Source organism: Streptomyces alboniger, from assembly GCF_008704395.1.
Lineage (GTDB): Bacteria > Actinomycetota > Actinomycetes > Streptomycetales > Streptomycetaceae > Streptomyces > Streptomyces alboniger.
The window spans coordinates 1,983,207-2,006,017 of the sequence record NZ_CP023695.1 but is presented as its reverse complement, the minus strand read 5'-3'; the positions used below and the strand labels follow the sequence as shown (position 1 = coordinate 2,006,017).

The window sequence follows — 22,811 nt, the reverse complement described above, 5'->3', positions numbered from 1 at the left end:
CGTCGAGGCCTGACTGGCCGTCGGCGCCTGCCCACCGGATGTGGCGGCACGCGTGCTGCCCGTCAGCTCCGCGAACGCCGACTCGTGAGCCCTGCGGCGGCGTACATCCCGGGCGAAGATCTCCTCGGTGACCTCCGTGAGCGTCCTCGCGGGGGCGTGCAGGTCGAGGCGGCTGGCCTCGGCGACCCGCTCGGCCCAGTCGGCGGGCACCGCCGCCTCGCCGTGCAGCGCGCCCACGATCGCGCCGCTCATCGTCGCGATGGAGTCGCAGTCCCGGCCGTAGTTGACCGAGCCGAGGACCGTGCGGCGGTAGTCCGCCTCGCCGACCAGGAGCATGCCGAGGGCCACGGGCAGCTCCTCGATGGCGTGCAGGCGTGAGGGGCGGCGGGCGCCCAGGGACGGGGAGCGGTAGTCGGGGCCGACCGTGTCGAAGGGGGCGACGGCCTCCCGTAGAGGGGCCAGGGCCGTCTCGAAGTCCCGGTGCCGCGCGGCCACTTCGGTCACCGCCTCGATCGCGGCGCGCGTACCGTCCTTCGCCAGGGTGAGGCACGTCTCGACCACCGAGTCCGCCGTCGCGCCGGGCGTGCAGGCCGCCGCCACCGCGGCCGCGAAGACCCCCGCCGCCTCGCGGCCGTACGAGGACTGGTGGGCGCCCGCGATGTCGAGGGCCTCGGCGTACGCGGCCTGCGGGTTGGCGGCGTTGACCAGGCCGACCGGCGCCATGTACATCGCGGCGCCGCAGTTGACGATGTTGCCGGCGCCCGCCTCGCGCGGGTCGACGTGGCCGTAGTGGAGGCGGGCGACGAGCCACTTCTCGGCCAGGAAGAGCCGGTGCAGGGGGATCGCCTCGGCCTCCAGCTCCGGGATCCAGCGCGGCGCCGTCATGAGGTCCGGCACGAGGTGGTCGGCGACGGCGTACGCGTCCAGGTGGTCGCGGACGGCGCCGTAGACCCGTACGAGCGCGTGCGTGAGCAAGGTGTCGTCGGTGACGTGCCCGTCACCCTTGTGGTAGGGCGCGATGGGGCGGGCGGTGCGCCACTCGTCGCCGTTCCAGGGGCCGACGATGCCCTGGACGCGGCCGCCGTGCCGCTCGGCGATCTGCTCGGGCGCGTATCCCTCGACGGGGCCGCCGAGGGCGTCGCCGACCGCCGCGCCGACGAGGCTGCCGGTGATGCGGTCCGCCAGGCCGACCGCGCTAATTGTGGGCTTCATGCCGGAATTGTCCACCTGGAGCGGTCAGTTCTGTGTGTGCCAGGTGCCCGGCGAGTTCCACCAGGTCGGTGCCCGCCAGGCGGGGGAGCGTGCAGCCGGAGAGGGTCCGGCAGGCCGCGCGCCAGGCGTCGGGGATCGCCGCCGAGGTGCCGAACGCGCCGGTCAGCGCACCGGCGAGGGCGGGCGCCGAGTCGGCGACGCGGGACAGGCAGGCGGCGGCGGGCACGGCCTCGCGGATACGGCCGCGCGCGGCGGTCGCCAGGGCGAGGGCCACCGGAACGGTCTCCGCGGCGGCGATGCCGTAGCTGTACACATGGTCGACGATCTGGTGTTCAAGGAGCGGTACGAGGTCGAAGGCGCACTCGGCGTCGTGGGCGAGCTTCACGGCGTGCCGGGCGTTGCGGCCGATCTCCGTGTGCTCGGGGAGCTGGGCGAGCGCGGCGTCCACCGCGGTGCCGACGTCCGCGCCGCCGAGGGCCGCCGCGATCGCCGCCGCCATCGCGCGGGCGCCGTGCGTACCGTCGCCGTCCTGGGTGTAGCGGGCGTCGAACTCCGCGAGGACGGCGGCCTGTTCGGGGTCGCCGGGGTGGACTAGGGCGAGGACGCAGGCGCGTACGCAGGCGGCGTCGTCGAAGAAGTGCGGGTTGTCGTGGCCGGTGGCGGGCGGACGCAGGCCCGCGGCGAGGTTGCCGAGGCCCGCGCGTACGGAGATCCGGGCGCGCAGGGGGAGTACGGCGGACTCCACCTCGGGGGCGCGGGCCGCCGCCTGTGCCACTTCGGCGGCGAGGGTCGACCAGGCCAGGTCGAGCGCCGCCCGTACCCGGCGGTCGGGGGACAGCTCCTGACCGAGGGTCCCGTCGGCGGCGCGGAGCAGCGACTCCGCGGTGAACGCCGCCCATTCGGCGTCGTCCGAGGGGCCGAGCCGCAGCGGCTCCGGGGGCTGGTTCAGGGCGATGGGCACGGGGAGGGTGGTGGTGGCGTTCTGCTCGGCGAAGGTGTCCAGCTCCCGGGTGAGGCGGCGGGTCCACTCGGGCATGCGGGCGGCCCGGTGCCGAGCCGCGGGCCAGCCGGCGGCGTCGCCTGCGGACAGCCCTAGGAGCAGGCCTTCGATGCGGGGGCCCGCTTGGTCGGCACCCGGCGCCGGGGGCTGTGCCCACCCGTTCCGCCCTGCGGAACGCTTGCCCACAGCGGAAGCGGCACGGCCCACAGCGGGAGCGGCGCGGCCCACAGCGGGTGCGGCGGGTGCGGTGGGAACAGCGGTGCGGGCGGGCGTCGGCTGGTCTTTTGGTTCGCTGGCCGGTGCGGGGTGAACGGGTGGGTGGGTGGGAGAGATCCGGCGCGAAGCGGCGGGCTTGTCGGGGGTCACGAGGGCTCCCCCACAGGAAGGAGAAGCTCCGCCACGTCCAGGACGTGATGCCCCCGCATGGAGGGGAGGCAGCTGCCCCGCGCGGGCCCGATCGCCGAGGCCCAGGGGCCCGGAATCGCGCGGGCGCCACACGTGGCACCCGAGAGCGCCCCCGCCACCGCCGCCGTCGTATCGGCGTCCCGCCCCATATTCACCGCGCCGAGCACCGCGCAGCGGAAGTCGCCGCGGGCCGCCGCGTACGCCCCGAAGGCGAGCCCCACCGCCTCCGGGGCGAGGTCGGTCCAGGGGTAGCCGCCGATGACCACCGCCGAGCGGACCGCGCGTTCGCCCCGGTGGGCGACCGCGACCGCCCGCCGCAGCGACCGTGACGTCCAGGAGTCGTCCGGGATGACGGAGAGAGCCGCCGTCACCACGGTGTCCACCCGCGCTCCCGCCATCGCCGCCGCGACCCCCGCCGCGACCGCCTGGCCGCCGTAGATGCCCTCCCCGTCATGGCTGACCGAGCCGTCGACGGCGATCAGCCTTGCCGCCTCCGCGGGGCGCCCCGCGGCGAAGACCCCGAAGGGAGCGGCCCGCATCGCGAGGCCGTCGCTCCAGGCGTGCCGGTGCTGGGCCGAGATGGGGGCGGCGAGGCCGCGGCGCAGGTTCTCCAGCGTGCCGCGCTCGCTGAAGCCCGCGCCGCGGAACGGGCCCTCGTCCAGGTCGGCGATCCACTGGTGCCAGGCGGCCTCGACGTGCGCGACGGTCAGCGCCGAGCCGTGCCGGGCGAGCAGCAGCCCCGAGAAGATCGCGTACTCGGTGTCGTCCGTGCCCGCCGGGTGTTCGGTGACGTATCCGGTGATGCGGCCCCAACGGGCCCGGATCTCGGACGGTTTCATGTTCTCCGCGGGTGCGCCGAGCGCGTCGCCGACCGCGAGGCCGAGCAGCGCGCCGCGCGCCCGTTCGCGGAGGTCGGCGGCGTCGCCGGGCGCCGGGACCGAGGGAACGCATGCGGTGGACGCCATGCCGTGCCTCCCTGTTGCGCGGACCGCTGGATGCGGTGCTTGGTCCATCTCTGCCACGCGGGGTGCTCACACGAGCATGTCGAGGCTCAGATCACCCCTTCGCCCGCCGGGTGAGCTGAGCGGTGAGCCGCCACGGGGCCCTTCGCGAGGGCTGCGCGGCGGCGCGTTTTCGCAGGTAAGTACGGCCTTCCTTGCTGGCGGGAGATTTTTTTCGGGCGTACTTTCGACGTCGTCCAAGCATTGAGGGGGTCCACACCATGGCGATCATCGAGACCGAAGCGGCGCTGCACGAGGCGCATCGCGACAACCACACCCACCGTGATGTCAACGGCGGCTGGCTGCGTCCCGCCGTCTTCGGCGCGATGGACGGCCTCGTGTCCAACCTGGCGCTGATGACGGGTGTCGCGGGCGGCTCGGTCTCGCAGCAGGCCATCGTCATCACCGGTCTCGCGGGACTCGCCGCGGGCGCCTTCTCCATGGCGGCGGGCGAGTACACCTCCGTCGCCTCGCAGCGCGAGCTGGTCCAGGCCGAACTGGACATCGAGCGGCGGGAGTTGCGCAAGCACCCCATGGACGAGGAGCGGGAGCTGGCCGAGCTGTACGTGTCGCGGGGCGTCGAGCCGGAGCTGGCCCGCGAGGTCGCCCGGCAGCTGTCCAAGGACCCCGAGCAGGCCCTGGAGATCCACGCCCGCGAGGAGCTGGGCATCGACCCGGGCGACCTGCCGTCGCCCGCCGTCGCCGCGGTGTCGTCCTTCGGCGCGTTCGCGCTGGGCGCCCTGCTCCCCGTACTGCCGTACCTGTTCGGTGCCACCGTGCTGTGGCCCGCCCTGCTGCTCTCGCTCATCGGGCTCTTCGCCTGCGGCGCGGTGGTCGCGAAGGTGACCGCGCGCTCGTGGTGGTTCAGCGGTCTGCGGCAGCTCGCGCTCGGTGGGGCGGCGGCCGGTGTGACGTACGCCCTGGGCAGCCTGTTCGGTACGGCCGTAGGATGAGGCAGTGCAGGTCTATACGGGATCTTGCATAAGTAGCCGTTACTCGGCGGTTTCGAGTCGGTGACCACTGGGCATGAGCCACAAGCGCCGCGGGCAACGAAGCCTCTGGCGCCCCGGGCCTTCGGCCAAGAGATCTGTCCGTAAAGGTCCCCTCCGAACCGCTCCCACCTTTTCGAGCGGTGTCCACATAATGGAATGAGCTATCCGCTTTTCGAGAAGCGTTCCATCATGTAACCTGCACGAAATTTCGCCAGGGCCAACGTCGTCCCTCGCCTCTTGCATATGCCACGACGACGACGGGAGTGCCGATGCGTACCCACGCCTGGTCGCCCATGGACGGTCGCCCCGCCCCCCAGGGGATGTACGACCCCCGTAACGAACACGACGCCTGCGGTGTCGGGTTCGTGGCCACCCTGACCGGTGTTGCCAGCCATGACCTGGTCGAACAGGCGCTTACGGTACTGCGCAACCTCGAACACCGCGGCGCCACCGGCTCCGAGCCCGACTCGGGTGACGGCGCCGGCATCCTGCTCCAGGTGCCCGACGCGTTCCTGCGCGAGGTGGCCGGATTCGAGCTGCCCGCGGCCGGCGCCTACGCCGTCGGCATCGCCTTCCTGCCCGTCGACACCGCCGGCACCACCGATGCCGCCGTCTCACAGATCGAGACGATCGCCTCCGAAGAGGGCCTGACCGTCCTCGGCTGGCGCGACGTGCCCGTCGCCCCCGAGCTGCTCGGCGCCACCGCCCGCTCGACGATGCCGGTCTTCCGGCAGATCTTCGTGGCCGACGGCGAGAGCACCGGCCTGGAGTTGGACCGCAAGGCGTTCATGCTGCGCAAGCGCGCCGAGCGCGAGGCAGGGACGTACTTCCCCTCGCTCTCCGCCCGCACGATCGTCTACAAGGGCATGCTGACCACCGGCCAGCTGGAGCCGTTCTTCCCCGACCTGTCCGACCGCCGCTTCGCCACGGCCGTCGCGCTCGTCCACTCCCGCTTCTCGACGAACACGTTCCCGAGCTGGCCGCTCGCACACCCCTACCGCTTCGTCGCGCACAACGGCGAGATCAACACCGTCAAGGGCAACCGCAACTGGATGCGCGCCCGCGAGTCGCAGCTCGCCTCGGACCTCTTCGGGGGCCAGGAGAAGCTCGACCGGATCTTCCCGATCTGCACGCCCGACGCCTCCGACTCCGCCTCCTTCGACGAGGTCCTCGAACTCCTGCACCTCGGCGGACGCTCGCTGCCCCACTCCGTGCTGATGATGATCCCGGAGGCCTGGGAGAACCACGCCTCCATGGACCCGGCCCGGCGCGCCTTCTACCAGTACCACTCCACGATGATGGAGCCCTGGGACGGCCCGGCCTGCGTCACCTTCACCGACGGCACCCAGGTCGGCGCGGTCCTCGACCGCAACGGCCTGCGCCCGGGACGCTACTGGGTGACCGACGACGGCCTCGTCGTCCTCGGCTCCGAGGTCGGCGTCCTCGACATCGACCCCGCGAAGGTCGTCCGCAAGGGCCGCCTCCAGCCCGGCCGGATGTTCCTCGTCGACACCGCCGAGCACCGCATCGTCGAGGACGACGAGATCAAGGCCGCGCTCGCCGCCGAGAACCCGTACCAGGAGTGGCTGGAAACCGGCGAGATCGAGCTGTCCGACCTGCCCGAGCGCGAGCACATCGTGCACACCCACGCCTCCGTCACGCGCCGCCAGCAGACCTTCGGCTACACCGAGGAAGAGCTGCGCATCATCCTCGCGCCGATGGCGAAGACCGGCGGTGAGCCCCTCGGCTCCATGGGCACCGACACCCCCATCGCGGCCCTCTCCGAGCGCCCGCGCCTGATCTTCGACTACTTCACGCAGCTGTTCGCGCAGGTCACCAACCCGCCGCTGGACGCCATCCGCGAAGAACTGGTCACCTCGCTGCACTCCTCCCTCGGCCCGCAGGGCAACCTCCTGGAGCCGACCGCCGCGTCCTGTCGAAGCGTCACCCTGCCCTTCCCGGTGATCGACAACGACGAGCTGGCCAAGCTCATCCACATCAACGCCGACGGCGACATGCCCGGCATGAAGGCCGCGACCCTTTCCGGCCTCTACCGCGTCAGCGGCGGCGGCGACGCGCTCGCCGCCCGCATCGACGAGATCTGCGCCGAGGCCGACGCCGCCATCGAGGCCGGCGCCCGCCTGATCGTGCTCTCCGACCGGCACTCCGACGCCGAGCACGCGCCGATCCCCTCCCTGCTGCTCACCTCGGCCGTCCACCACCACCTCATCCGCACCAAGCAGCGCACCCAGGTGGGCCTGCTGGTCGAGGCGGGCGACGTCCGCGAGGTCCACCACGTGGCCCTCCTCATCGGCTACGGCGCCGCGGCCGTCAACCCGTACCTGGCGATGGAGTCCGTCGAGGACCTCGTCCGTGCAGGGACGTTCCTGCACGCCGATGAGGACGGCGGGGCCGAGCAGGCCATCCGCAACCTCATCTACGCCCTCGGCAAGGGCGTCCTGAAGGTCATGTCCAAGATGGGCATCTCGACCGTCGCCTCCTACCGCGGCGCCCAGGTCTTCGAGGCCATCGGACTCGACCAGGCCTTCGTCGAGCGGTACTTCAGCGGTACGACGACGAAGATCGGCGGCGCCGGACTCGACGTCATCGCCCAGGAGGTCGCCGCCCGGCACGCCAAGGCCTACCCGGCCTCCGGCGTCCCCTCGGCGCACCGCGCCCTCGACATAGGGGGCGAGTACCAGTGGCGCCGCGAGGGCGAGCCGCACCTGTTCGACCCCGAGACGGTCTTCCGCCTCCAGCACTCCACGCGCAGCCGCCGCTACGACATCTTCAAGCAGTACACGGGCCGCGTGAACGAGCAGTCCGAGCGGCTGATGACGCTGCGCGGCCTCTTCGGCTTCAAGTCGAACCGCCCGTCGATCCCCATCGACGAGGTCGAGCCCGCCTCCGAGATCGTCAAGCGGTTCTCCACCGGCGCCATGTCGTACGGCTCGATCTCCCGCGAGGCGCACGAGACCCTCGCCATCGCCATGAACCAGCTGGGCGGCAAGTCCAACACCGGCGAGGGCGGCGAGGACCCCGACCGCCTCTACGACCCCGCGCGCCGCTCCTCCATCAAGCAGGTCGCCTCCGGCCGCTTCGGCGTGACCAGCGAATACCTCGTCAACGCCGACGACATCCAGATCAAGATGGCCCAGGGCGCCAAGCCCGGCGAGGGCGGCCAGCTGCCCGGCCACAAGGTCTACCCGTGGGTCGCCAAGACGCGTCACTCGACGCCCGGCGTCGGCCTCATCTCGCCGCCGCCGCACCACGACATCTACTCCATCGAAGACCTCGCCCAGCTGATCCACGACCTCAAGAACGCCAACCCGGCCGCCCGCATCCACGTCAAGCTGGTCTCCGAGGTCGGCGTCGGCACGGTCGCCGCGGGCGTCTCCAAGGCACACGCGGACGTCGTCCTCATCTCCGGGCACGACGGCGGCACCGGCGCCTCCCCCCTGACGTCGTTGAAGCACGCGGGCGGCCCCTGGGAGCTGGGCCTCGCCGAGACCCAGCAGACCCTGCTGCTCAACGGCCTGCGCGACCGCATCGTCGTCCAGACCGACGGCCAGCTGAAGACCGGCCGCGACGTGATCATCGCCGCGCTGCTCGGCGCCGAGGAGTTCGGTTTCGCGACCGCGCCGCTCGTCGTCTCCGGCTGCGTCATGATGCGCGTCTGCCACCTGGACACCTGCCCGGTCGGCATCGCCACGCAGAACCCGGCGCTGCGCGATCGCTTCTCGGGCAAGGCCGAGTACGTCGTGAACTTCTTCGAGTTCATCGCCGAGGAGGTCCGCGAACTCCTCGCCGAGCTGGGCTTCCGCTCCATCGAGGAGGCCGTCGGCCACGCCGAACTCCTCGACACCGAGAAGGCCGTCAAGCACTGGAAGGCGCAGGGCCTGGACCTGGAGCCGCTCTTCCACGTGCCCGCGCTGGCGTCCGGCGCCGTGCGCCACCAGGTCACCGTGCAGGACCACGGCCTGGAGAAGGCGCTCGACAACGAACTGATCAAGCTCTCCGCCGACGCGCTCGCCGCCTCCAGCGCCACCGACGCACAGCCCGTGCGCGCCCAGGTCGCCATCCGCAACATCAACCGCACGGTCGGCACCATGCTCGGCCACGAGGTGACGAAGAAGTTCGGCGGCGCGGGTCTGCCCGACGACACCATCGACATCACCTTCACCGGCTCGGCGGGCCAGTCGTTCGGCGCGTTCGTGCCGCGCGGTGTCACCCTGCGCCTGGAGGGCGACGCCAACGACTACGTCGGCAAGGGTCTGTCCGGCGGCCGCATCGTCGTCCGTCCGGACCGGGGCGCCGACCACCTCGCCGAGTACTCGACGATCGCGGGCAACACCATCGCGTACGGCGCGACCGGCGGCGAGCTGTTCCTGCGCGGCCGCACCGGCGAGCGCTTCTGCGTGCGCAACTCGGGGGCGACCGTGGTCTCCGAGGGTGTGGGCGACCACGGTTGCGAGTACATGACCGGCGGCCACGCCGTGATCCTCGGCGAGACCGGGCGCAACTTCGCGGCCGGCATGTCCGGCGGCATCGCGTACGTCATCGACCTGGACCGCGACAACGTGAACGCGGGCAACCTCGGCGCCGTCGAGGAGCTGTCCGACTCCGACAAGCAGTGGCTGCACGACGTGGTGCGCCGCCACCAGGAGGAGACGGGCTCGACCGTCGCCGAGAAGCTCCTCGCCGAGTGGGACGTGGCCGCGGGCCGCTTCAGCAAGATCATCCCCAGCACGTACAAGGCAGTGCTCGCCGCCAAGGACGCCGCCGAGCGAGCCGGTCTCTCCGAGACCGAGATCACCGAGAAGATGATGGAGGCGGCGACCAATGGCTGATCCCAAGGGCTTTCTGAACCACGGCCGCGAGGTCGCCAAGACCCGCCCGGTCGGCGAGCGCGTCCGCGACTGGAACGAGGTCTACGTCCCCGGTTCGCTCCTCCCGATCATCTCCAAGCAGGCCTCGCGCTGCATGGACTGCGGCATTCCGTTCTGCCACAACGGCTGTCCGCTCGGGAACCTCATCCCGGAGTGGAACGACTACGCGTACCGCGAGGACTGGTCCGCCGCCCAGGAGCGGCTGCACGCCACCAACAACTTCCCGGAGTTCACGGGCCGCCTGTGCCCGGCCCCGTGCGAGTCGGCGTGCGTGCTCGGCATCAACCAGCCCGCCGTCACCATCAAGAACGTCGAGGTCTCGATCATCGACCAGGCGTGGGACCGCGGCGATGTCGCGCCCCAGGCCCCGGAGCGCCTCTCCGGCAAGACGGTCGCGGTCATCGGCTCGGGCCCGGCGGGCCTCGCCGCCGCCCAGCAGCTGACCCGCGCCGGTCACACGGTCGCCGTCTACGAGCGCGCCGACCGCATCGGCGGACTGCTGCGCTACGGCATCCCCGAGTTCAAGATGGAGAAGCGGCACATCAACCGCCGTATCGAGCAGATGCGCGCGGAGGGCACCAAGTTCCGTACCGGCGTGGAGATCGGCCGGGACATCGACGCGATGAAGCTGCGCAAGCGGTACGACGCCGTGGTCATCGCCGCCGGTGCCACCATCTCCCGCGACCTGCCCGTCCCGGGCCGCGACCTGAACGGCATCCACTTCGCCATGGAGTACCTGCCGCTCGCCAACAAGGTGCAGGAGGGCGACTTCGTGGCGCCCCCCATCACCGCCGAGGGCAAGCACGTCGTCGTCATCGGCGGCGGCGACACCGGCGCGGACTGCGTCGGCACCGCCCACCGCCAGGGCGCGGCCTCGGTCACCCAGCTGGAGATCATGCCGAAGCCGGGCGAGGACCGGGCGCCGCACCAGCCGTGGCCGACCTTCCCCATGCTGTACAAGGTCACCTCCGCGCACGAGGAGGGCGGCGAGCGGGTCTACTCCGTCTCGACCACGCACTTCGAGGGCGACGAGGACGGCAACGTCCAGTTCCTGCACCTCGTCGAGGTCGAGTTCATCGACGGCAAGCTGACCCAGAAGCCGGGCACCGAGCGCAAGCTCCCCGCCCAGCTGGTCACCCTCGCGATGGGCTTCACCGGCACCGACCGGGAGAACGGCCTGGTGGACCAGTTCGCCCTGGAACTGGACGAGCGCGGCAACGTGGCGCGCGACGCCGACTTCCAGACCAACGTCCCCGGCGTCTTCGTCGCCGGTGACGCGGGACGCGGCCAGTCGCTCATCGTCTGGGCGATCGCGGAGGGCCGTTCGGCGGCCCGCGGTGTTGACCGCTTCCTCACCGGTGCGAGTGATCTTCCGGCCCCGATCCGCCCGACGGACCGCGCCTTGATGGCCTAGCTCCGTCCCCCTTACGTCCCGTACAACGGCGTACGGAACTGACGCGGCGCCCGCCTTGTCCCCGACCGGACCAGGGCGGGCGCCGTCGCGTTACGCCTGAGTTGCATGGTGTGCAACGGTACGAGCGTATGTTGCGGCACTCGCAACCGTCATTACGGTTCGGCCGCTTATCCCAATGGGTCTAGACCGCCTCTGTCCTGTGTGACCACAATCGCTCCCACCAATCGGAACCTGGAGGGGGCCGGCATGAAGCGACGGGTCATCGCGGCTGTTGCTGTCGCCATGAGTCTCGGACTGACCGCCACGGCGTGCGGCGGCGATGACGGGGACGACGGCGGCAAGGCCACCGACGGCAAGGGCAAGACCCTCACCGTATGGATCATGGAGGGCACCAACCCCGACGCGCGGCCCTTCTTCAAGGAGGCCGGGGACGCCTTCGAGAAGAAGACCGGCGCCAAGATCAAGGTCGAGTACCAGCAGTGGGCCACCGCCCAGAAGAAGTTCACGACCGCCATCGAGGGCGGCGCTGAGCAGGTGCCCGACGTGGCGGAGGTCGGCACCACCTGGGTGCCGCAGTTCGCCAAGACCGAAGCGCTCGTCGACGTCACCGACGAGGTGAAGAAGTCGGGTCTCGGCGACGACCTGGTCGAGGGCCTGAAGGACGCGGGCACGCTCGACGGCAAGCAGTACGGCATGCCCTGGTACGCGGGCGTCCGCTCCATCGTCTACCGCAAGGACCTCTTCGCCAAGCACGACATCAAGCCCCCGACCACGTGGAAGGAGCTGCGGACGGCCGCGAGGACGCTCAAGGAGAAGGAGCCGAACCTGGTCGCCTTCCCCGTGGCGGGCGGCGCGGAGATGTTCGCGGCCCCCTTCGTGTGGGGCGCGGGCGGCGAACTGGCCACCGAGTCCGGCGGGAAGTGGAAGTCCGGCATCAACTCGCCCGAGGCCGTCAAGGGCATCGAGTTCTACACGGACCTCGCCACCAAGGACAAGGTCTCCCCGGCCAAGGTCAGCACCTGGACGGAGAAGGAGGTCGGCGAGGCCTGGAACAAGAGCGAGATCGGGATGTCCATCGGCGGCAACTGGACCCCGAAGGCGATCGTCGACAAGAACCCGTCCCTCAAGGGCAAGCTCGGCGCCGTGCCGATCCCGGGCGAGAACGGCGGCATGAGCAAGTCCTTCCTCGGCGGCTCCTACCTGTCCACGTTCGACACGGACAAGAAGGAACTCGCCTGGGAGTTCGTGAAGATGCTGACCACCGGCGAGTTCGCCGCCAAGTGGGCCGAGCAGACCAACTACTTCCCCGGCCAGAACTCCGAGCTTCAGAAGATCGCCGCGAAGAAGGACCCGCTGGTCGAGCCCTTCGCCAAGCAGATGCTGGAGGCCGGCGCCACGGTCCCCAAGACCACCGCGTACGGCGAGATCCAGGCCTCGAAGGTCATCCCCGGCATGGTCCAGTCGATCCTCACCGGCAAGGCGTCCGTCCAGGACGCCGCGGACAAGGCCGCCAAGGACATGGACGCGATCTTCGCCAAGGACAAGTGACGAGGCGAGTCCCCGCACCGTGAACGCGACTGTGAAGGACGCGACTGTGAAGGACGAGACGCGACTGTGAAGGACGCGACTGTCGTGAAGGACACGCTCGTCGGCGGCGGATCGGGGGCCCCGGTCCGCCGCGACCCCCCGCGGCCCGACGGCGCCGCCGAGGCCGCCCGCCGCCGCAAGAAACTGATCACCCTCACCCGCCCCTGGCTCCTCCTCGCCCCCTCCCTCGTGGTCCTCGCCGGCCTCCTGCTCTGGCCGCTGATCCAGGTCGGCAAGCTCTCCCTCCAGGACTACGAGGTCAAATTCGGCGGCGGAGTCGGCACGTTCACCGGCTTCGACCACTACAGGGACCTGCTCACCGGTGACCTGCTGTGGCAGACCGTCCTGCCCAACACCGTCTTCTTCGCCGCCGCCTGCGTCGGCCTGACCGTCGCCCTCGGCACCCTCGTGGCGCTGCTCCTCAACCGCCTCGGCCCCACCTGGCGGCTGATCTGCTCGATCGCGATCCTCGCCGCCTGGGCCATGCCCGCGGTGACAGGAACGTACGTATGGATCTGGCTCTTCCAGCCGCAGGACGGCATGGCGAGCCAGATCGCGGGCTCGCTCGGCCTGATCGACCCGGAGACCACCAACTGGTTCACCGAGCGCGGCCCCTTCTACGCCATCGCCACCCTCAACGTCATCCACCACGGCTTCCCCTTCGTCGCCATCACCGTGCTCGCGGGACTCATGACGATCCCCAAGGAGCTGTACGAGGCGGGGGAGCTGGACGGCGCGAACGCCTGGCAGCGGTTCTGGAACATCACCGTGCCGACGATCAAGCCCGTCTTCCTCGTGGTGACCATCCTCTCCACCATCTGGGACTTCAAGGTCTTCACCCAGATCTATCTGATGCCGGGCGGCGACGGCTCCAACCCGGAGGTCTACAACCTCGGCGTCTACTCCTACATCGAGGCGTTCGCCAAGAACGACTACGGCGCGGGCGCGGCCGCCGCGGTCCTGCTGACCGTGCTGCTCCTCGTCATCACCATCGTCTACATCCGGACGCTGTTCAGGCAGGGGGAGGAGGACCTGTGACGGCCCGCCACCGCACCACCCTCGCGCGTCGCGTCGGCCTTCCGGTCGCGGTCGTCGCGCTCCTCGTCTTCACGCTCTTCCCCGTCTACTGGATGGTCTCCACCGCGCTCGACCCGAAGGCGCTCACCCGCGGCTCGGACGTGCTGCCCAGCGGCCTCAGCCTCGAACACTTCGAGTTCGTCTTCGACAAGGGCGACTTCGGTACGTACCTGCTGAACTCGGCGCTCGTCGGGCTCGCCACCATCGTCGCGGCCGGGGTGCTCTCGCTCTTCGCGGCCATCGCCGTGGCCCGCTTCAAGTTCCGCTTCCGCACCTCCGTACTGATCATGATCCTGATCGTGCAGATGGTGCCGCTGGAGGCCCTGGTCATCCCGCTCTTCATCCAGATGCGGGACTACGACATGCTCAACTCCCTGCTCGGGCTGAGCATCGTCTACATCGCCCTCTCGCTGCCCTTCGCGATCTGGACGCTGCGCGGCTTCGTCGCGACCGTGCCCAAGGAGGTCGAGGAGGCCGCGTACATCGACGGGGCGTCCTGGCCGCGGATGTTCTGGTCCGTGCTGCTGCCGCTGGTCGCGCCGGGCCTCGTCGCCACCTCGATCTTCGCCTTCATCACGGCGTGGAACGAGTTCGTCTTCGCCTACACCTTCATGAAGAGCAGCGACAAGTACACGGCGGCCGTGGGCATCTACCAGTTCTTCGGGGAGAACTCGACGTCCTGGGGCCCGGTCATGGCCAGCTCCACGCTGGTCACGGTGCCGGTGATGATCTTCTTCGTGATCGTGCACCGGAAGCTGGGCTCGGGCCTGGCGGCGGGCGCGGTCAAGGGCTGACGGAGGCCAGTTCTAGGGCACCTTGTAGGTCTCCCCGTACACCTTCCACGTCAGCGGCGTCCTGAGGTCCAGATTGCCGTCCCTGAGGAACCGGCGCTGCGCGGTGTCCAGGCGCGTGGTGTCGTGGTGGCCCTTCTCCCGCTTCATCACCGCACGGCGCACATCCAGGAAGGCGTCGAGATACGCCTTCTCCTCGCCGCCCCCGGACGGCGTGGCTGTCTGCTTCAGAGCCGCCTCGCGCAGGCCGTGGAAGGTGCGCGGACCGGAGCCGGGGCCGTGCATGACCATCGCGTCGTAGTAGATGAACTGGCCGAGCGTGCCGAGCCCGTCGCGCTTGGCGAGGCGCACGGCGGGGTCGAAGTAGCCGCGGTCGCGCGCCCGGTCCTGGGCCTCGCGGAACGCGGGCTCGGCGGCCTCCGCCTTCCAGGCCTCGGTGAAGCCGGGGTCCAGGCCCTCGTGGGAGTCGCTGCCGTCGACCTTCCGCAGGGCGGGGAGGTAGCGGGCGAGCCGATTGCCCGGGTGGTCCTTCGTGTAGCGCTCGACGAGGCCGAGCAGGTCGCTCGTGCCGGTGCAGAAGCCGATGAGCCCGGCGGTGTAGCCCCGCCCGTCGCCGATGTCCTCGATGTAGCCGTACTGGCCGCGCCAGTCGAGCGTCGAGTTCTCCGCGCTCGACACGAGCCGGTGCGCCAGCTCCTTCTTGGCGGGGGCGGCGAGGCCCGGCGGCGGGGCGGCCCCGGAGCCGTCGTCCGCGTCGTCGCCCAGGAGGTACGCGGCCACCGTGGCGACGGCGACGACGAGGAGGAGCAGCAGACCGGCGCGTTTCATTCGGCCAAGATTACCGCCGGGGTCCGACACTATTGACTAAAAGTCAATTCGGGGCCACTCTCGGGACCCGGACCCAGCCCGGGAGGCGGAGTGAGCACCGAGACGCCGGAACAGCGGGAGCAACGGGAGCGCCTGAGCCAAGAGCTGCGGGACGAACCACCCTCGTCCTTCGACCAGTTGACGCCCGCTCAGCTCGCGACGCTGGCGGACGCCCTGGAGCGCGAGCGCGAGGGCCGGGCAGCGGGACTGAACGAAGCCGCGGAGGAGGCGCTGAAGCTGGTGCCCGCCCTGGCCCGCGGCCCCGTACGCCGGATCCTCTTCCGATAGCCGAGGCGAGCGAGGAGTTCAGCATGGACAAGCTGCGCGGCCGGGCCGAGACCCTCAAGACCGCCCGCCTCCTGGACGTCGAGCCCGAGGCACTCGCCTTCCTGCGGACACTGCCCGCCGAGGACGTACGCCGCTTCCGCGCCAGTTGCGTCGCGGCGCTCTTCGACCGGGCGCCCGACATGCTCGACCGGATCGCGGCCGCCACCAAGCTCGTCCCGGCCGGCGTCGCCGCCGCCATCTCGCAGAAGGCGCTCGGCCCACGCCTGGCCGCCGCCGTCGCCGGACGGCTCGAACCGGCCCGCGCCGCCGACATCATCGGGAAACTGCCGGTGTCCTTCACCGCCGAGTCCTGCGCACACCTCGACCCCCGGCGGATCCGGGGCATCGTCGACCGGCTCGACGAGAACCTCCTCGTACGCGTCGCCGTCGCCCTCGCCGAACGCGGCGACCACCTCACCATGGGCCGCTTCGTCGGCCACCTGCCCGACTCCGCGCTGCGCCGCATCCTGCCGCAGGTCGACGACGCCACCGTCCTGCGGACGGGCTTCGCGATCGAGGAACCCGAACGGCTCGGCCGGATCGTCGAGCTGATGGGCCGGGACCGCCTCGCCTCCGTGATCGGCTCCGCGTCCGCCGCGGGCCTGTGGCCCGAGGCGCTGGCCGTCGCCGGCATGGTAACGGGGGAGCAGCGGGCCCGCATCGCCTCGCTCGCCGCCGCGCAGCCCGAGGACCGGCTCGACTCCCTGGTCACCACGGTGGCCGGGCAGGACCTGTGGGAGTCCCTGCTGCCGCTGGTCGCGCTGCTGGCCGACGAGGAGCGCAGGACGGTCGCGGCGCTGCCCTCCCTGCGGGGCGCGGACGTCCTCGGCGGGGTCGTGCGGGCGGTGGTGGCCACCGGTCTGTGGGCGGAGTTCCTGCCCCTGGTCGGCGCGCTGCCGGAGGACTCCCGCAAGGTCGTCGCCGACGCCGCGGGGGCCCTGCCCGCCGCCGACCTGGACGCACTCGCCCTGGAGGTCGACAAGCGGGACCTGTGGGAACTGGTCATGCCCCTGGTCGAGCTGATGGACGACGAGGCAAGGACGCGGATCTTCGAACTGCCCGCGTTCCAGCAGCCGCGCTAGCCGACCATGCGGTGGCGCAGCTTCAGGATGGTGGCCGCGTCCAGGCCGAGGCCCTCGGTCAGGTAGCCGTACAGGCCGCCGTACCGGTCGGTCGCCTCGTCGAGGGCCGCGCCGAGGTAGTCGGTGCGCACCTCCTGCAACGGGATGATCAGATCCGGGTTCCGCATCGTCCCGCTCTGCCTCAGCGCCTCGCGGAGCCGCGCGTCGTGGGCGGAGCGGTAGGTGTTGGAGGCCAGATAGTCGCCCACGGCCGTCCTGTCCGGCACGCCGACCAGCCGCAGCAGCAGATACGTCGCCCAGCCGGTGCGGTCCTTGCCCGCCGTGCAGTGGTAGAGCAGCGGGGAGCGGCCGGACGCGATCTGGCGCAGGGTCGCCGCGAACTGCCCGCGATTGGCGCTGTCGGCGACGAAGGTGCGGTAGACGTCGCGCATGAACGCCGCCGCCCTGCCGCCGCCCAGCATCTCCTCCTGCTTGACCGGGTCCCGGGAGCCGATCGCCGTGAGCAGCCGGGTGAACAGGCCGTTGTCGGTGATCGGGCGCGAGAGGGGGACGACCCCCGCGGGCAGCCGGTCCGGTCCGTCGTACTGGACCTCGGCCGGCACCCGGAAATCGACGGCCTGCGTCAGGCCGAGCCGGGAGAGCACGGCGAGGTCGGCGTCGGTGAGCTTGCTGAGGGAGTCGCCCCGGAAGACCTGGCCGTGACGGACCCGCTCCCCGTGATAGGTGCGGTAGCCGCCCACGTCGCGTACGTTCACGGCGCCCTGGAGCGGGATGTGGCGGGCGGTGCCGGTGGCCGCCGGGCGGTACGGCTGGTGCGAGGCGTGCCGGGGAGCGCCGGACGCCACGGGCCCGGCGTGGGCCGTCCAGGCGGGCAGGGCGCCGAGGACCAGGGAGGAGATCGCGAGTCCGGCTGCCGTTCGGGTGCGTGAGATGCGCATCGGGCCGCCTTCCGATCGGGGTGGGGAACGTAGCGAGGTCTCCCGCAAGGGGGAAGGGGCATGCGCCAAGGGGGCCGGGGGAAGGGGCGGCGCCGGTGCCGTGGCGTACGTCTCGTGGGCCCGGGAACAACCGCCCCGCCGACCGTGTTAAAGTTATGTGTTGCAGTTTTGGTACCCATGAACTTTATGTGCGCCTGACGGGAATGCTCCGAGGGCGCATTATTGTTTTTCCGGTTCTCTCCGGATGGGGTCATTGCGGCGCTGGAAAATCACAATTCCGTGATTTTCCATACTCTGCCCCTGTTGAGGAGATTGACATGGCAACCGGCACCGTTAAGTGGTTTAACTCGGAAAAGGGCTTCGGCTTCATCGAGCAGGACGGCGGCGGCCCCGACGTCTTCGCCCACTACTCGAACATCGCGTCCTCGGGCTTCCGTGAGCTCCTCGAGGGCCAGAAGGTTTCCTTCGAGGTGACCCAGGGCCAGAAGGGCCTCCAGGCCGAGAACATCCTTCCTGCCTGATCACCGCAGCGCGCGAACCTCACAGCCGAGGCCCGCACCGGAAGGTGCGGGCCTCGGCTTGCGCTGTCATCGGGCCCGACCGGGCCCAGAGCCGCACAGAAGGCTCAGAGGTCCGGAATCAGTGTCCGGAAGTCCAGCGACCAGGAAGGCATTACTGCATGAACCGCTCCGACCGCCCCGCACGCCCCGCCCGTAAGCGGCCCGCGAACGCCGCCGGAAAGGGCCGGCCGACCGGTCAGGCGAAGGGCTCCGCGCATGCCGCGAAGAAGCCCGGAAGCCGTAAGCCGAAGCCGGCGCAGGGCGGGGAGTTCGCGCTGCCCGAGAGCATCACGCCCGCGCTGCCCGCCGTCGAGGCCTTCGGCGACCTGGACATGCCCGAGGCCCTCCTGAAGACGCTGGCGGCCCAGGGCGTCACCGCGCCCTTCCCGATCCAGGCCGCCACCCTGCCCAACTCCCTCGCCGGGCGCGACATCCTCGGCCGCGGACGCACCGGCTCCGGCAAGACGCTGGCCTTCGGCCTCGCGCTCCTCGCCCGCACGGCCGGGCAGCGCGCCGAGTCGAAGTCGCCGCTCGCGATGGTCCTGGTCCCCACGCGCGAGCTGGCCCAGCAGGTCACGGACGCCCTCACGCCGTACGCGACGTCGGTGAACCTCCGCATGGCCACCGTCGTCGGCGGCATGTCGATCACCAAGCAGTCGGGCACGCTCCGCCGCGGCGCCGAGGTCCTGGTGGCTACCCCCGGCCGCCTCAAGGACCTCATCGAACGCGGCGACTGCGACCTCTCCCGGGTGCGCACGACCGTCCTCGACGAGGCCGACCAGATGGCCGACATGGGCTTCATGCCGCAGGTCACCGCGCTGCTCAAGCAGGTCGAGCGGGGCGGCCAGACCATGCTGTTCTCGGCGACGCTCGACAAGAACATCGACCGGCTCGTCCGGATGTTCCTCACCGACCCCGTCGTGCACTCCGTGGACCCGTCCGCGGGCGCGGTGACGACGATGGAGCACCACGTGCTCTACGTCGCCGACGAGACGGACAAGAAGGCCGTCGCCATGCGGATCGCCGCCCGCGAGGGCCGCGTGATCATGTTCCTGGACACCAAGCGCGCCGTGGACCGCTTCACCAAGCGGCTCCTCGCCAACGGTGTACGCGCCTCCGGCCTGCACGGCGGCCGCTCGCAGCCGCAGCGCAACCGCACGCTCGACCAGTTCAAGACCGGCCAGGTCACCGCGCTGGTCGCCACGAACGTCGCGGCGCGCGGCATCCACGTCGACGACCTCGACCTGGTCGTGAACATCGACCCGCCCGCCGACCACAAGGACTACCTCCACCGCGGCGGGCGCACCGCGCGCGCCGGCGAGTCCGGCAGCGTCGTCACCCTCGTGCTCCCCGAGGAGAAGCGGGACATGACGCGGCTGATGTCCGACGCGGAGATCCAGCCCCGCACGGTGCGGGTCTCCTCCTCGGACGAGGAGCTGGTACGGATCACCGGCGCGCGGGAGCCCTCGGGCGTACCGGTGGTCATCGAGACGCCGCAGCCGCAGCAGCCCGCGCAGGCCTCCTCGCAGCGGCGGCGGCGCCCCCGCGGCGGGGGTGGCGCATCCTCGGGGGGTGCCTCCGGCCAGGGTCAGCAGCGTCGGGCTCCCCGTGGGGGCGGGCGCTCCGGGTCCGGGTCCGGTGGCGGCGCCCAGGGGGGCCGCCGCAGGGCGGCGTAGTCTCTCGGCTCTCCCGCCGTGGGGGTTCTCCGCCGCTCCGCGGCGGGGGCTTCCCCACCCACCCACCCGTTTACCCCGCGTGGACACGCCAGGTAGGGCGGCGAGCTGCGCCGTCGTCCACGTGCTCGCACCGTACGAAGTTCTGAGAAGGAGCCCACCCATGGCGTCGGAGCGCGAGGCCCTCGCGTTGATCCCGCTCGAAGGCGGCCCCGCCCGCCTCCGTGCCGACTGCGGCAGCTGCTTCGGGCTCTGTTGTGTGGCTCTCGCTTTCTCCGCGTCCTCGGACTTCGCCGTGGACAAGGACGCCGGCAAGCCCTGCGCCAACCTCCGGACGGACTCCCGCTGCGGCATCCACAGCGACCTGCGGAACAAGGGCTTTCGGGGCTGCACCGTGTACGACTGCTTCGGCGCGGGCCAGCACGTCTCGCAGGACACCTTCGGCGGGCGCGACTGGCGCAAGGATCCGGCCACCGCCCAGCAGATGTTCGCGGTGTTCCCGATCATGCGGCAACTCCACGAGCTGCTCTGGTACCTGACCGAGGCGCTCACGCTCCCGCAGACCGAGCCGATCCGCGCCGACCTGCGCACGTGCCTCGCCCGGACCGAGGAACTGGCCCAGGGCACCCCCGAGGCGATCACCGACACCGACGTCGCCGCCCATCGCGAGGACGTCAACGTCCTCCTGCTGCGCACCAGTGAACTCGTACGCAAGGGCGTCGGCGGCAAGAAGAAGGACCGCAGGGGAGCGGACCTCTTCGGCGCGCGGCTCAAGGGCGCCGACCTCAGGGGCGCGAACCTGCGCGGTGCTTACCTCATAGCGGCCGACCTGCGCGACGCCGATCTGCGGACGGCCGACCTGATCGGCGCCGACCTGCGCGACGCGGACCTGCGTGGCGCCGACCTCACCGGCGCGCTCTTCCTCACGCAGTCCCAGGTGAACGCGGCCCGGGGCGACGCCCGCACCCGGCTCCCGGCCTCCCTGACCCGCCCCTCGCACTGGTCGGACACGCCCTAGGCCCTGTCCGGCGGATGAGCCCCTAGGCGTCGCACTCCAGTACCGTCCGGCACAGCGCGCACCGCGCCCTGACCCGCCCCCGCGCCGGCACACGGATCCGCTGGCAGCACGTGGGGCAGGGGAACGACACCCGCAGCGCGCCGAGGCCGTCGGTCGAGAAGGAGTACGTCCCGCCCCGCGCCCCCGCCTCGGGCGTCCCCGCGCTGTGCTCCCGCGCGTACCGCCGGTCCTTCGCGTACCGCCGTCTGCCCGCCCAGCCCGCCGCCGTCAGCGGCGGCCGCTGTTCGTCGCGGCGGGCGCGGGCGAGTCCCTTCGTGTACGCCGTGTACGCCTGCGCGCTGGTGAACCAGGTCTCCGGGGCCTCGCCGAAGGCCAGCGCCCGCTTGGCGAGGACGTAGCCGAACTCCTCCGGCGTGAGGTAGCCGAGCTTCTGCGAGGAGGCGCCGTCCTCGCGGTAGGCGTCGAGGAGCAGCCAGCCCGCGCCCAGGTACGCGGCGGCCGTGTCGGTGAGGATCTCGTTGTCGCGGGTGCCGGGGAACGACAGGTCGAGCCGGTGCAGATACACGTGCATGACCTCGTGGGCGAGCGCCGCGCCGATGTCCCGCCGATGGGTGCGGAAACGGTCGTTGAGCTCGATGAAGTACTCGGGGCCCGCGGCCAGTTCGACGGACGCGGCGTGTTCCATCTCGCGGAAGCAGACGATCACGCGGGCGTCGGGCAGCCGCAGGTGCCGCACCATCGCGCGGGCCACCCGCTGCACGCCCGGATACAGGTCTTCCTGGTCGCCGAAGGCCACGTCGGCGGGGGCGACGCTGGTGTCGAAGGCGTGGACCGTGTCGTACGAGAGGCGTTTGTAGAGCGCGGTGATGGCGGCGCGCACGGTCTCCAGGTGGGGGTAGCCGTGCACGACAGGTCCGCCGCCGACCGTCACGCCCGCACCCCCTGATGTCAGCCATCGGGACACCGCAACTCGGCTCCACTGTACGGGGGGTGGCCGTGAGGGGAGCGGCTCGCGCGGCATGTCCTGGCCGGAAACAGCCCCTTGCCTTGAGCGGACACCGATCTCCATAATCCGGGGCAACGCTTTGTCGGGCTCATGCCATCCGAACGTCCGTGCGGCTGGCAGGAGTCCCTTGCATGCCCCAACAACCCCCCACGAAGGGCAGACAATTGAAGACCAAGCTGCGTGGCGTCAAGAGAGCCGCCACCCTCGGCACGATCGCGCTCGCCACCCTCAGCCTCCAGCCGGTGGCCGCGTCCGCCGCCCCTGACCCGGCCCCCCGGCCGAGCGAGCGCATCGTCGGAGGGACCACCGCCAAGCAGGGCGAGTTCCCGTTCATGGTCCGTCTGTCGATGGGCTGCGGCGGCTCCCTGTACGCCAAGAACATCGTGCTGACCGCCGCCCACTGCGTGGACGGTTCCGGCAACAACACCAGCATCACCGCCACCGCGGGCGTCGTCGACCTGCGCAGCTCCTCCGCGATCAAGGTCAAGTCCACCAAGGTCCTCCAGGCCCCCGGCTACAACGGCAAGGGCAAGGACTGGGCGCTCATCAAGCTGGCGAAGCCCATCGACCTGCCCACGCTGAAGATCGCCAAGGACACCAAGTACAACAACGGCAACTTCACCGTCGCGGGCTGGGGCGCCGACCGGGAAGGCGGCGCCCAGCAGCGCTACCTCCTCAAGGCGACCGTGCCGTTCGTCAGCGACGCCGACTGCAAGGCCGCGTACGGCAACGACCTCACGCCCGCCGAGGAGATCTGCGCCGGCAACCTCGCCCAGGGCGGCATCGACACCTGCCAGGGCGACTCGGGCGGCCCCATGTTCCGTAAGGACGAGGCCGGCGCGTACATCCAGGTCGGCGTCGTCAGCTGGGGCAACGGCTGCGCGCGGCCGAAGTTCCCCGGTGTCTACACCGAGGTGTCGACGTTCGCCACGGACATAGAGAAGGCGGCGGCGGGACTCTGACGTCCCGCGG

The 22,811-nt window shown here is 71.1% G+C and carries 17 protein-coding genes and 1 pseudogene; 12 read left to right on the top strand and 6 right to left on the bottom strand.

The features are described from left to right. Positions 1–57: 57 nt before the first annotated feature. From CP975_RS08800 to CP975_RS08790, 3 genes and pseudogenes are all read right to left on the bottom strand, one after another. Positions 58–1,212 (bottom strand): annotated as a pseudogene (locus tag CP975_RS08800) (ADP-ribosylglycohydrolase family protein); the annotation flags it as partial. Continuing rightward, positions 1,196–2,323: an ADP-ribosylglycohydrolase family protein gene (locus CP975_RS08795; protein ID WP_246201755.1), complete on the bottom strand. Its 1,128-nt coding sequence runs from the start codon at positions 2,321–2,323 to the stop codon at positions 1,196–1,198. The gene CP975_RS08795 and the pseudogene CP975_RS08800, both read right to left, overlap by 17 nt. A 251-nt stretch (positions 2,324–2,574) precedes the next feature. After that, positions 2,575–3,582: an ADP-ribosylglycohydrolase family protein gene (locus tag CP975_RS08790; RefSeq protein WP_150476730.1), complete on the bottom strand. Its 1,008-nt coding sequence runs from the start codon at positions 3,580–3,582 to the stop codon at positions 2,575–2,577. 257 nt (positions 3,583–3,839) lie between these two features. Between CP975_RS08790 and CP975_RS08785 the strand changes: the two genes are divergently transcribed. The 6 genes from CP975_RS08785 (at position 3,840) to CP975_RS08760 (ending at position 14,371) form a co-directional block, all read left to right on the top strand. Beyond that, positions 3,840–4,571, top strand: a complete 732-nt coding sequence (locus tag CP975_RS08785; protein WP_055536313.1) for a VIT1/CCC1 transporter family protein — start codon at positions 3,840–3,842, stop codon at positions 4,569–4,571. Between the two features lie 359 nt (positions 4,572–4,930). Next, a complete protein-coding gene (gene gltB, locus CP975_RS08780; protein ID WP_055536312.1) occupies positions 4,931–9,460 on the top strand; it encodes a glutamate synthase large subunit in 4,530 nt (1,509 codons plus the stop codon). After that, positions 9,453–10,913 carry a glutamate synthase subunit beta gene (locus tag CP975_RS08775; protein ID WP_055536311.1) on the top strand — a complete coding sequence of 487 codons (1,461 nt, stop codon included), beginning with the start codon at positions 9,453–9,455 and terminating at the stop codon, positions 10,911–10,913. Before gltB ends, CP975_RS08775 begins: the two co-directional genes overlap by 8 nt. Positions 10,914–11,159: 246 nt before the next feature. Beyond that, on the top strand, positions 11,160–12,461 hold the full coding sequence (locus CP975_RS08770; protein WP_055536310.1) for a sugar ABC transporter substrate-binding protein: 1,302 nt from the start codon (positions 11,160–11,162) through the stop codon (positions 12,459–12,461). A gap of 84 nt (positions 12,462–12,545) precedes the next feature. Then, positions 12,546–13,538 carry a carbohydrate ABC transporter permease gene (locus tag CP975_RS08765; protein ID WP_055536314.1) on the top strand — a complete coding sequence of 331 codons (993 nt, stop codon included), beginning with the start codon at positions 12,546–12,548 and terminating at the stop codon, positions 13,536–13,538. Beyond that, a complete protein-coding gene (locus tag CP975_RS08760) occupies positions 13,535–14,371 on the top strand; it encodes a carbohydrate ABC transporter permease (protein WP_055536309.1) in 837 nt (278 codons plus the stop codon). Before CP975_RS08765 ends, CP975_RS08760 begins: the two co-directional genes overlap by 4 nt. Before the next feature lie 12 nt (positions 14,372–14,383). On the opposite strand, the gene CP975_RS08755 is transcribed toward CP975_RS08760, so the two are convergent. After that, positions 14,384–15,196, bottom strand: coding sequence for a chitosanase (locus CP975_RS08755; RefSeq protein ID WP_055536308.1), 813 nt, complete (start codon positions 15,194–15,196; stop codon positions 14,384–14,386). A gap of 90 nt (positions 15,197–15,286) precedes the next feature. Here CP975_RS08755 and CP975_RS08750 point away from each other — a divergent pair, with 90 nt between their 5' ends. Beyond that, positions 15,287–15,523 carry a hypothetical protein gene (locus CP975_RS08750; RefSeq protein WP_055536307.1) on the top strand — a complete coding sequence of 79 codons (237 nt, stop codon included), beginning with the start codon at positions 15,287–15,289 and terminating at the stop codon, positions 15,521–15,523. Between the two features lie 23 nt (positions 15,524–15,546). Further along, positions 15,547–16,644 (top strand): hypothetical protein, encoded by a 1,098-nt coding sequence (locus tag CP975_RS08745; protein WP_055536306.1) that lies wholly within the window; start codon positions 15,547–15,549, stop codon positions 16,642–16,644. Here the strand turns inward: CP975_RS08745 and CP975_RS08740 are convergent. Then, complete coding sequence (locus CP975_RS08740; protein WP_055536305.1) at positions 16,641–17,582, bottom strand: tyrosine-protein phosphatase; 942 nt, start codon at positions 17,580–17,582, stop codon at positions 16,641–16,643. The two genes, CP975_RS08745 and CP975_RS08740, sit on opposite strands and share 4 nt — an antisense overlap. A gap of 317 nt (positions 17,583–17,899) precedes the next feature. On the opposite strand from CP975_RS08740, the gene CP975_RS08735 reads away from it, so the two are divergent. The 3 genes from CP975_RS08735 (at position 17,900) to CP975_RS08725 (ending at position 20,833) form a co-directional block, all read left to right on the top strand. Further along, the gene (locus CP975_RS08735; RefSeq protein WP_053727847.1) at positions 17,900–18,103 is read left to right on the top strand and encodes a cold-shock protein; all 204 of its coding nucleotides are present in this window, start codon (positions 17,900–17,902) and stop codon (positions 18,101–18,103) included. Between the two features lie 158 nt (positions 18,104–18,261). Then, the gene (locus CP975_RS08730) at positions 18,262–19,818 is read left to right on the top strand and encodes a DEAD/DEAH box helicase (RefSeq protein WP_150476729.1); all 1,557 of its coding nucleotides are present in this window, start codon (positions 18,262–18,264) and stop codon (positions 19,816–19,818) included. Between the two features lie 160 nt (positions 19,819–19,978). After that, entirely contained in the window at positions 19,979–20,833 is an 855-nt protein-coding gene (locus CP975_RS08725; RefSeq protein ID WP_055531959.1) for a pentapeptide repeat-containing protein, read from the top strand. 22 nt (positions 20,834–20,855) lie between these two features. Here the strand turns inward: CP975_RS08725 and CP975_RS08720 are convergent, their stop codons facing one another. Further along, the gene (locus CP975_RS08720; protein ID WP_055531960.1) at positions 20,856–21,764 is read right to left on the bottom strand and encodes a hypothetical protein; all 909 of its coding nucleotides are present in this window, start codon (positions 21,762–21,764) and stop codon (positions 20,856–20,858) included. Positions 21,765–21,970: 206 nt separating this feature from the next. Here CP975_RS08720 and CP975_RS08715 point away from each other — a divergent pair, with 206 nt between their 5' ends. Further along, a complete protein-coding gene (locus CP975_RS08715) occupies positions 21,971–22,801 on the top strand; it encodes a S1 family peptidase (protein WP_425474234.1) in 831 nt (276 codons plus the stop codon). The last annotated feature ends 10 nt before the right edge of the window (positions 22,802–22,811 follow it).

Coding starts and splice junctions, on each gene's coding strand:
- CP975_RS08790 (WP_150476730.1), bottom strand. CDS start 3,582: ATGGCGTCCACCGCATGCGTTCCCTCGGTCCCGGCGCCCGGCGACGCC.
- CP975_RS08755 (WP_055536308.1), bottom strand. CDS start 15,196: ATGAAACGCGCCGGTCTGCTGCTCCTCCTCGTCGTCGCCGTCGCCACG.
- CP975_RS08740 (WP_055536305.1), bottom strand. CDS start 17,582: ATGCGCATCTCACGCACCCGAACGGCAGCCGGACTCGCGATCTCCTCC.
- CP975_RS08770 (WP_055536310.1), top strand. CDS start 11,160: ATGAAGCGACGGGTCATCGCGGCTGTTGCTGTCGCCATGAGTCTCGGA.
- CP975_RS08730 (WP_150476729.1), top strand. CDS start 18,262: ATGAACCGCTCCGACCGCCCCGCACGCCCCGCCCGTAAGCGGCCCGCG.
- CP975_RS08775 (WP_055536311.1), top strand. CDS start 9,453: ATGGCTGATCCCAAGGGCTTTCTGAACCACGGCCGCGAGGTCGCCAAG.
- gltB (WP_055536312.1), top strand. CDS start 4,931: ATGTACGACCCCCGTAACGAACACGACGCCTGCGGTGTCGGGTTCGTG.
- CP975_RS08725 (WP_055531959.1), top strand. CDS start 19,979: ATGGCGTCGGAGCGCGAGGCCCTCGCGTTGATCCCGCTCGAAGGCGGC.
- CP975_RS08745 (WP_055536306.1), top strand. CDS start 15,547: ATGGACAAGCTGCGCGGCCGGGCCGAGACCCTCAAGACCGCCCGCCTC.
- CP975_RS08785 (WP_055536313.1), top strand. CDS start 3,840: ATGGCGATCATCGAGACCGAAGCGGCGCTGCACGAGGCGCATCGCGAC.
- CP975_RS08715 (WP_425474234.1), top strand. CDS start 21,971: ATGCCCCAACAACCCCCCACGAAGGGCAGACAATTGAAGACCAAGCTG.
- CP975_RS08735 (WP_053727847.1), top strand. CDS start 17,900: ATGGCAACCGGCACCGTTAAGTGGTTTAACTCGGAAAAGGGCTTCGGC.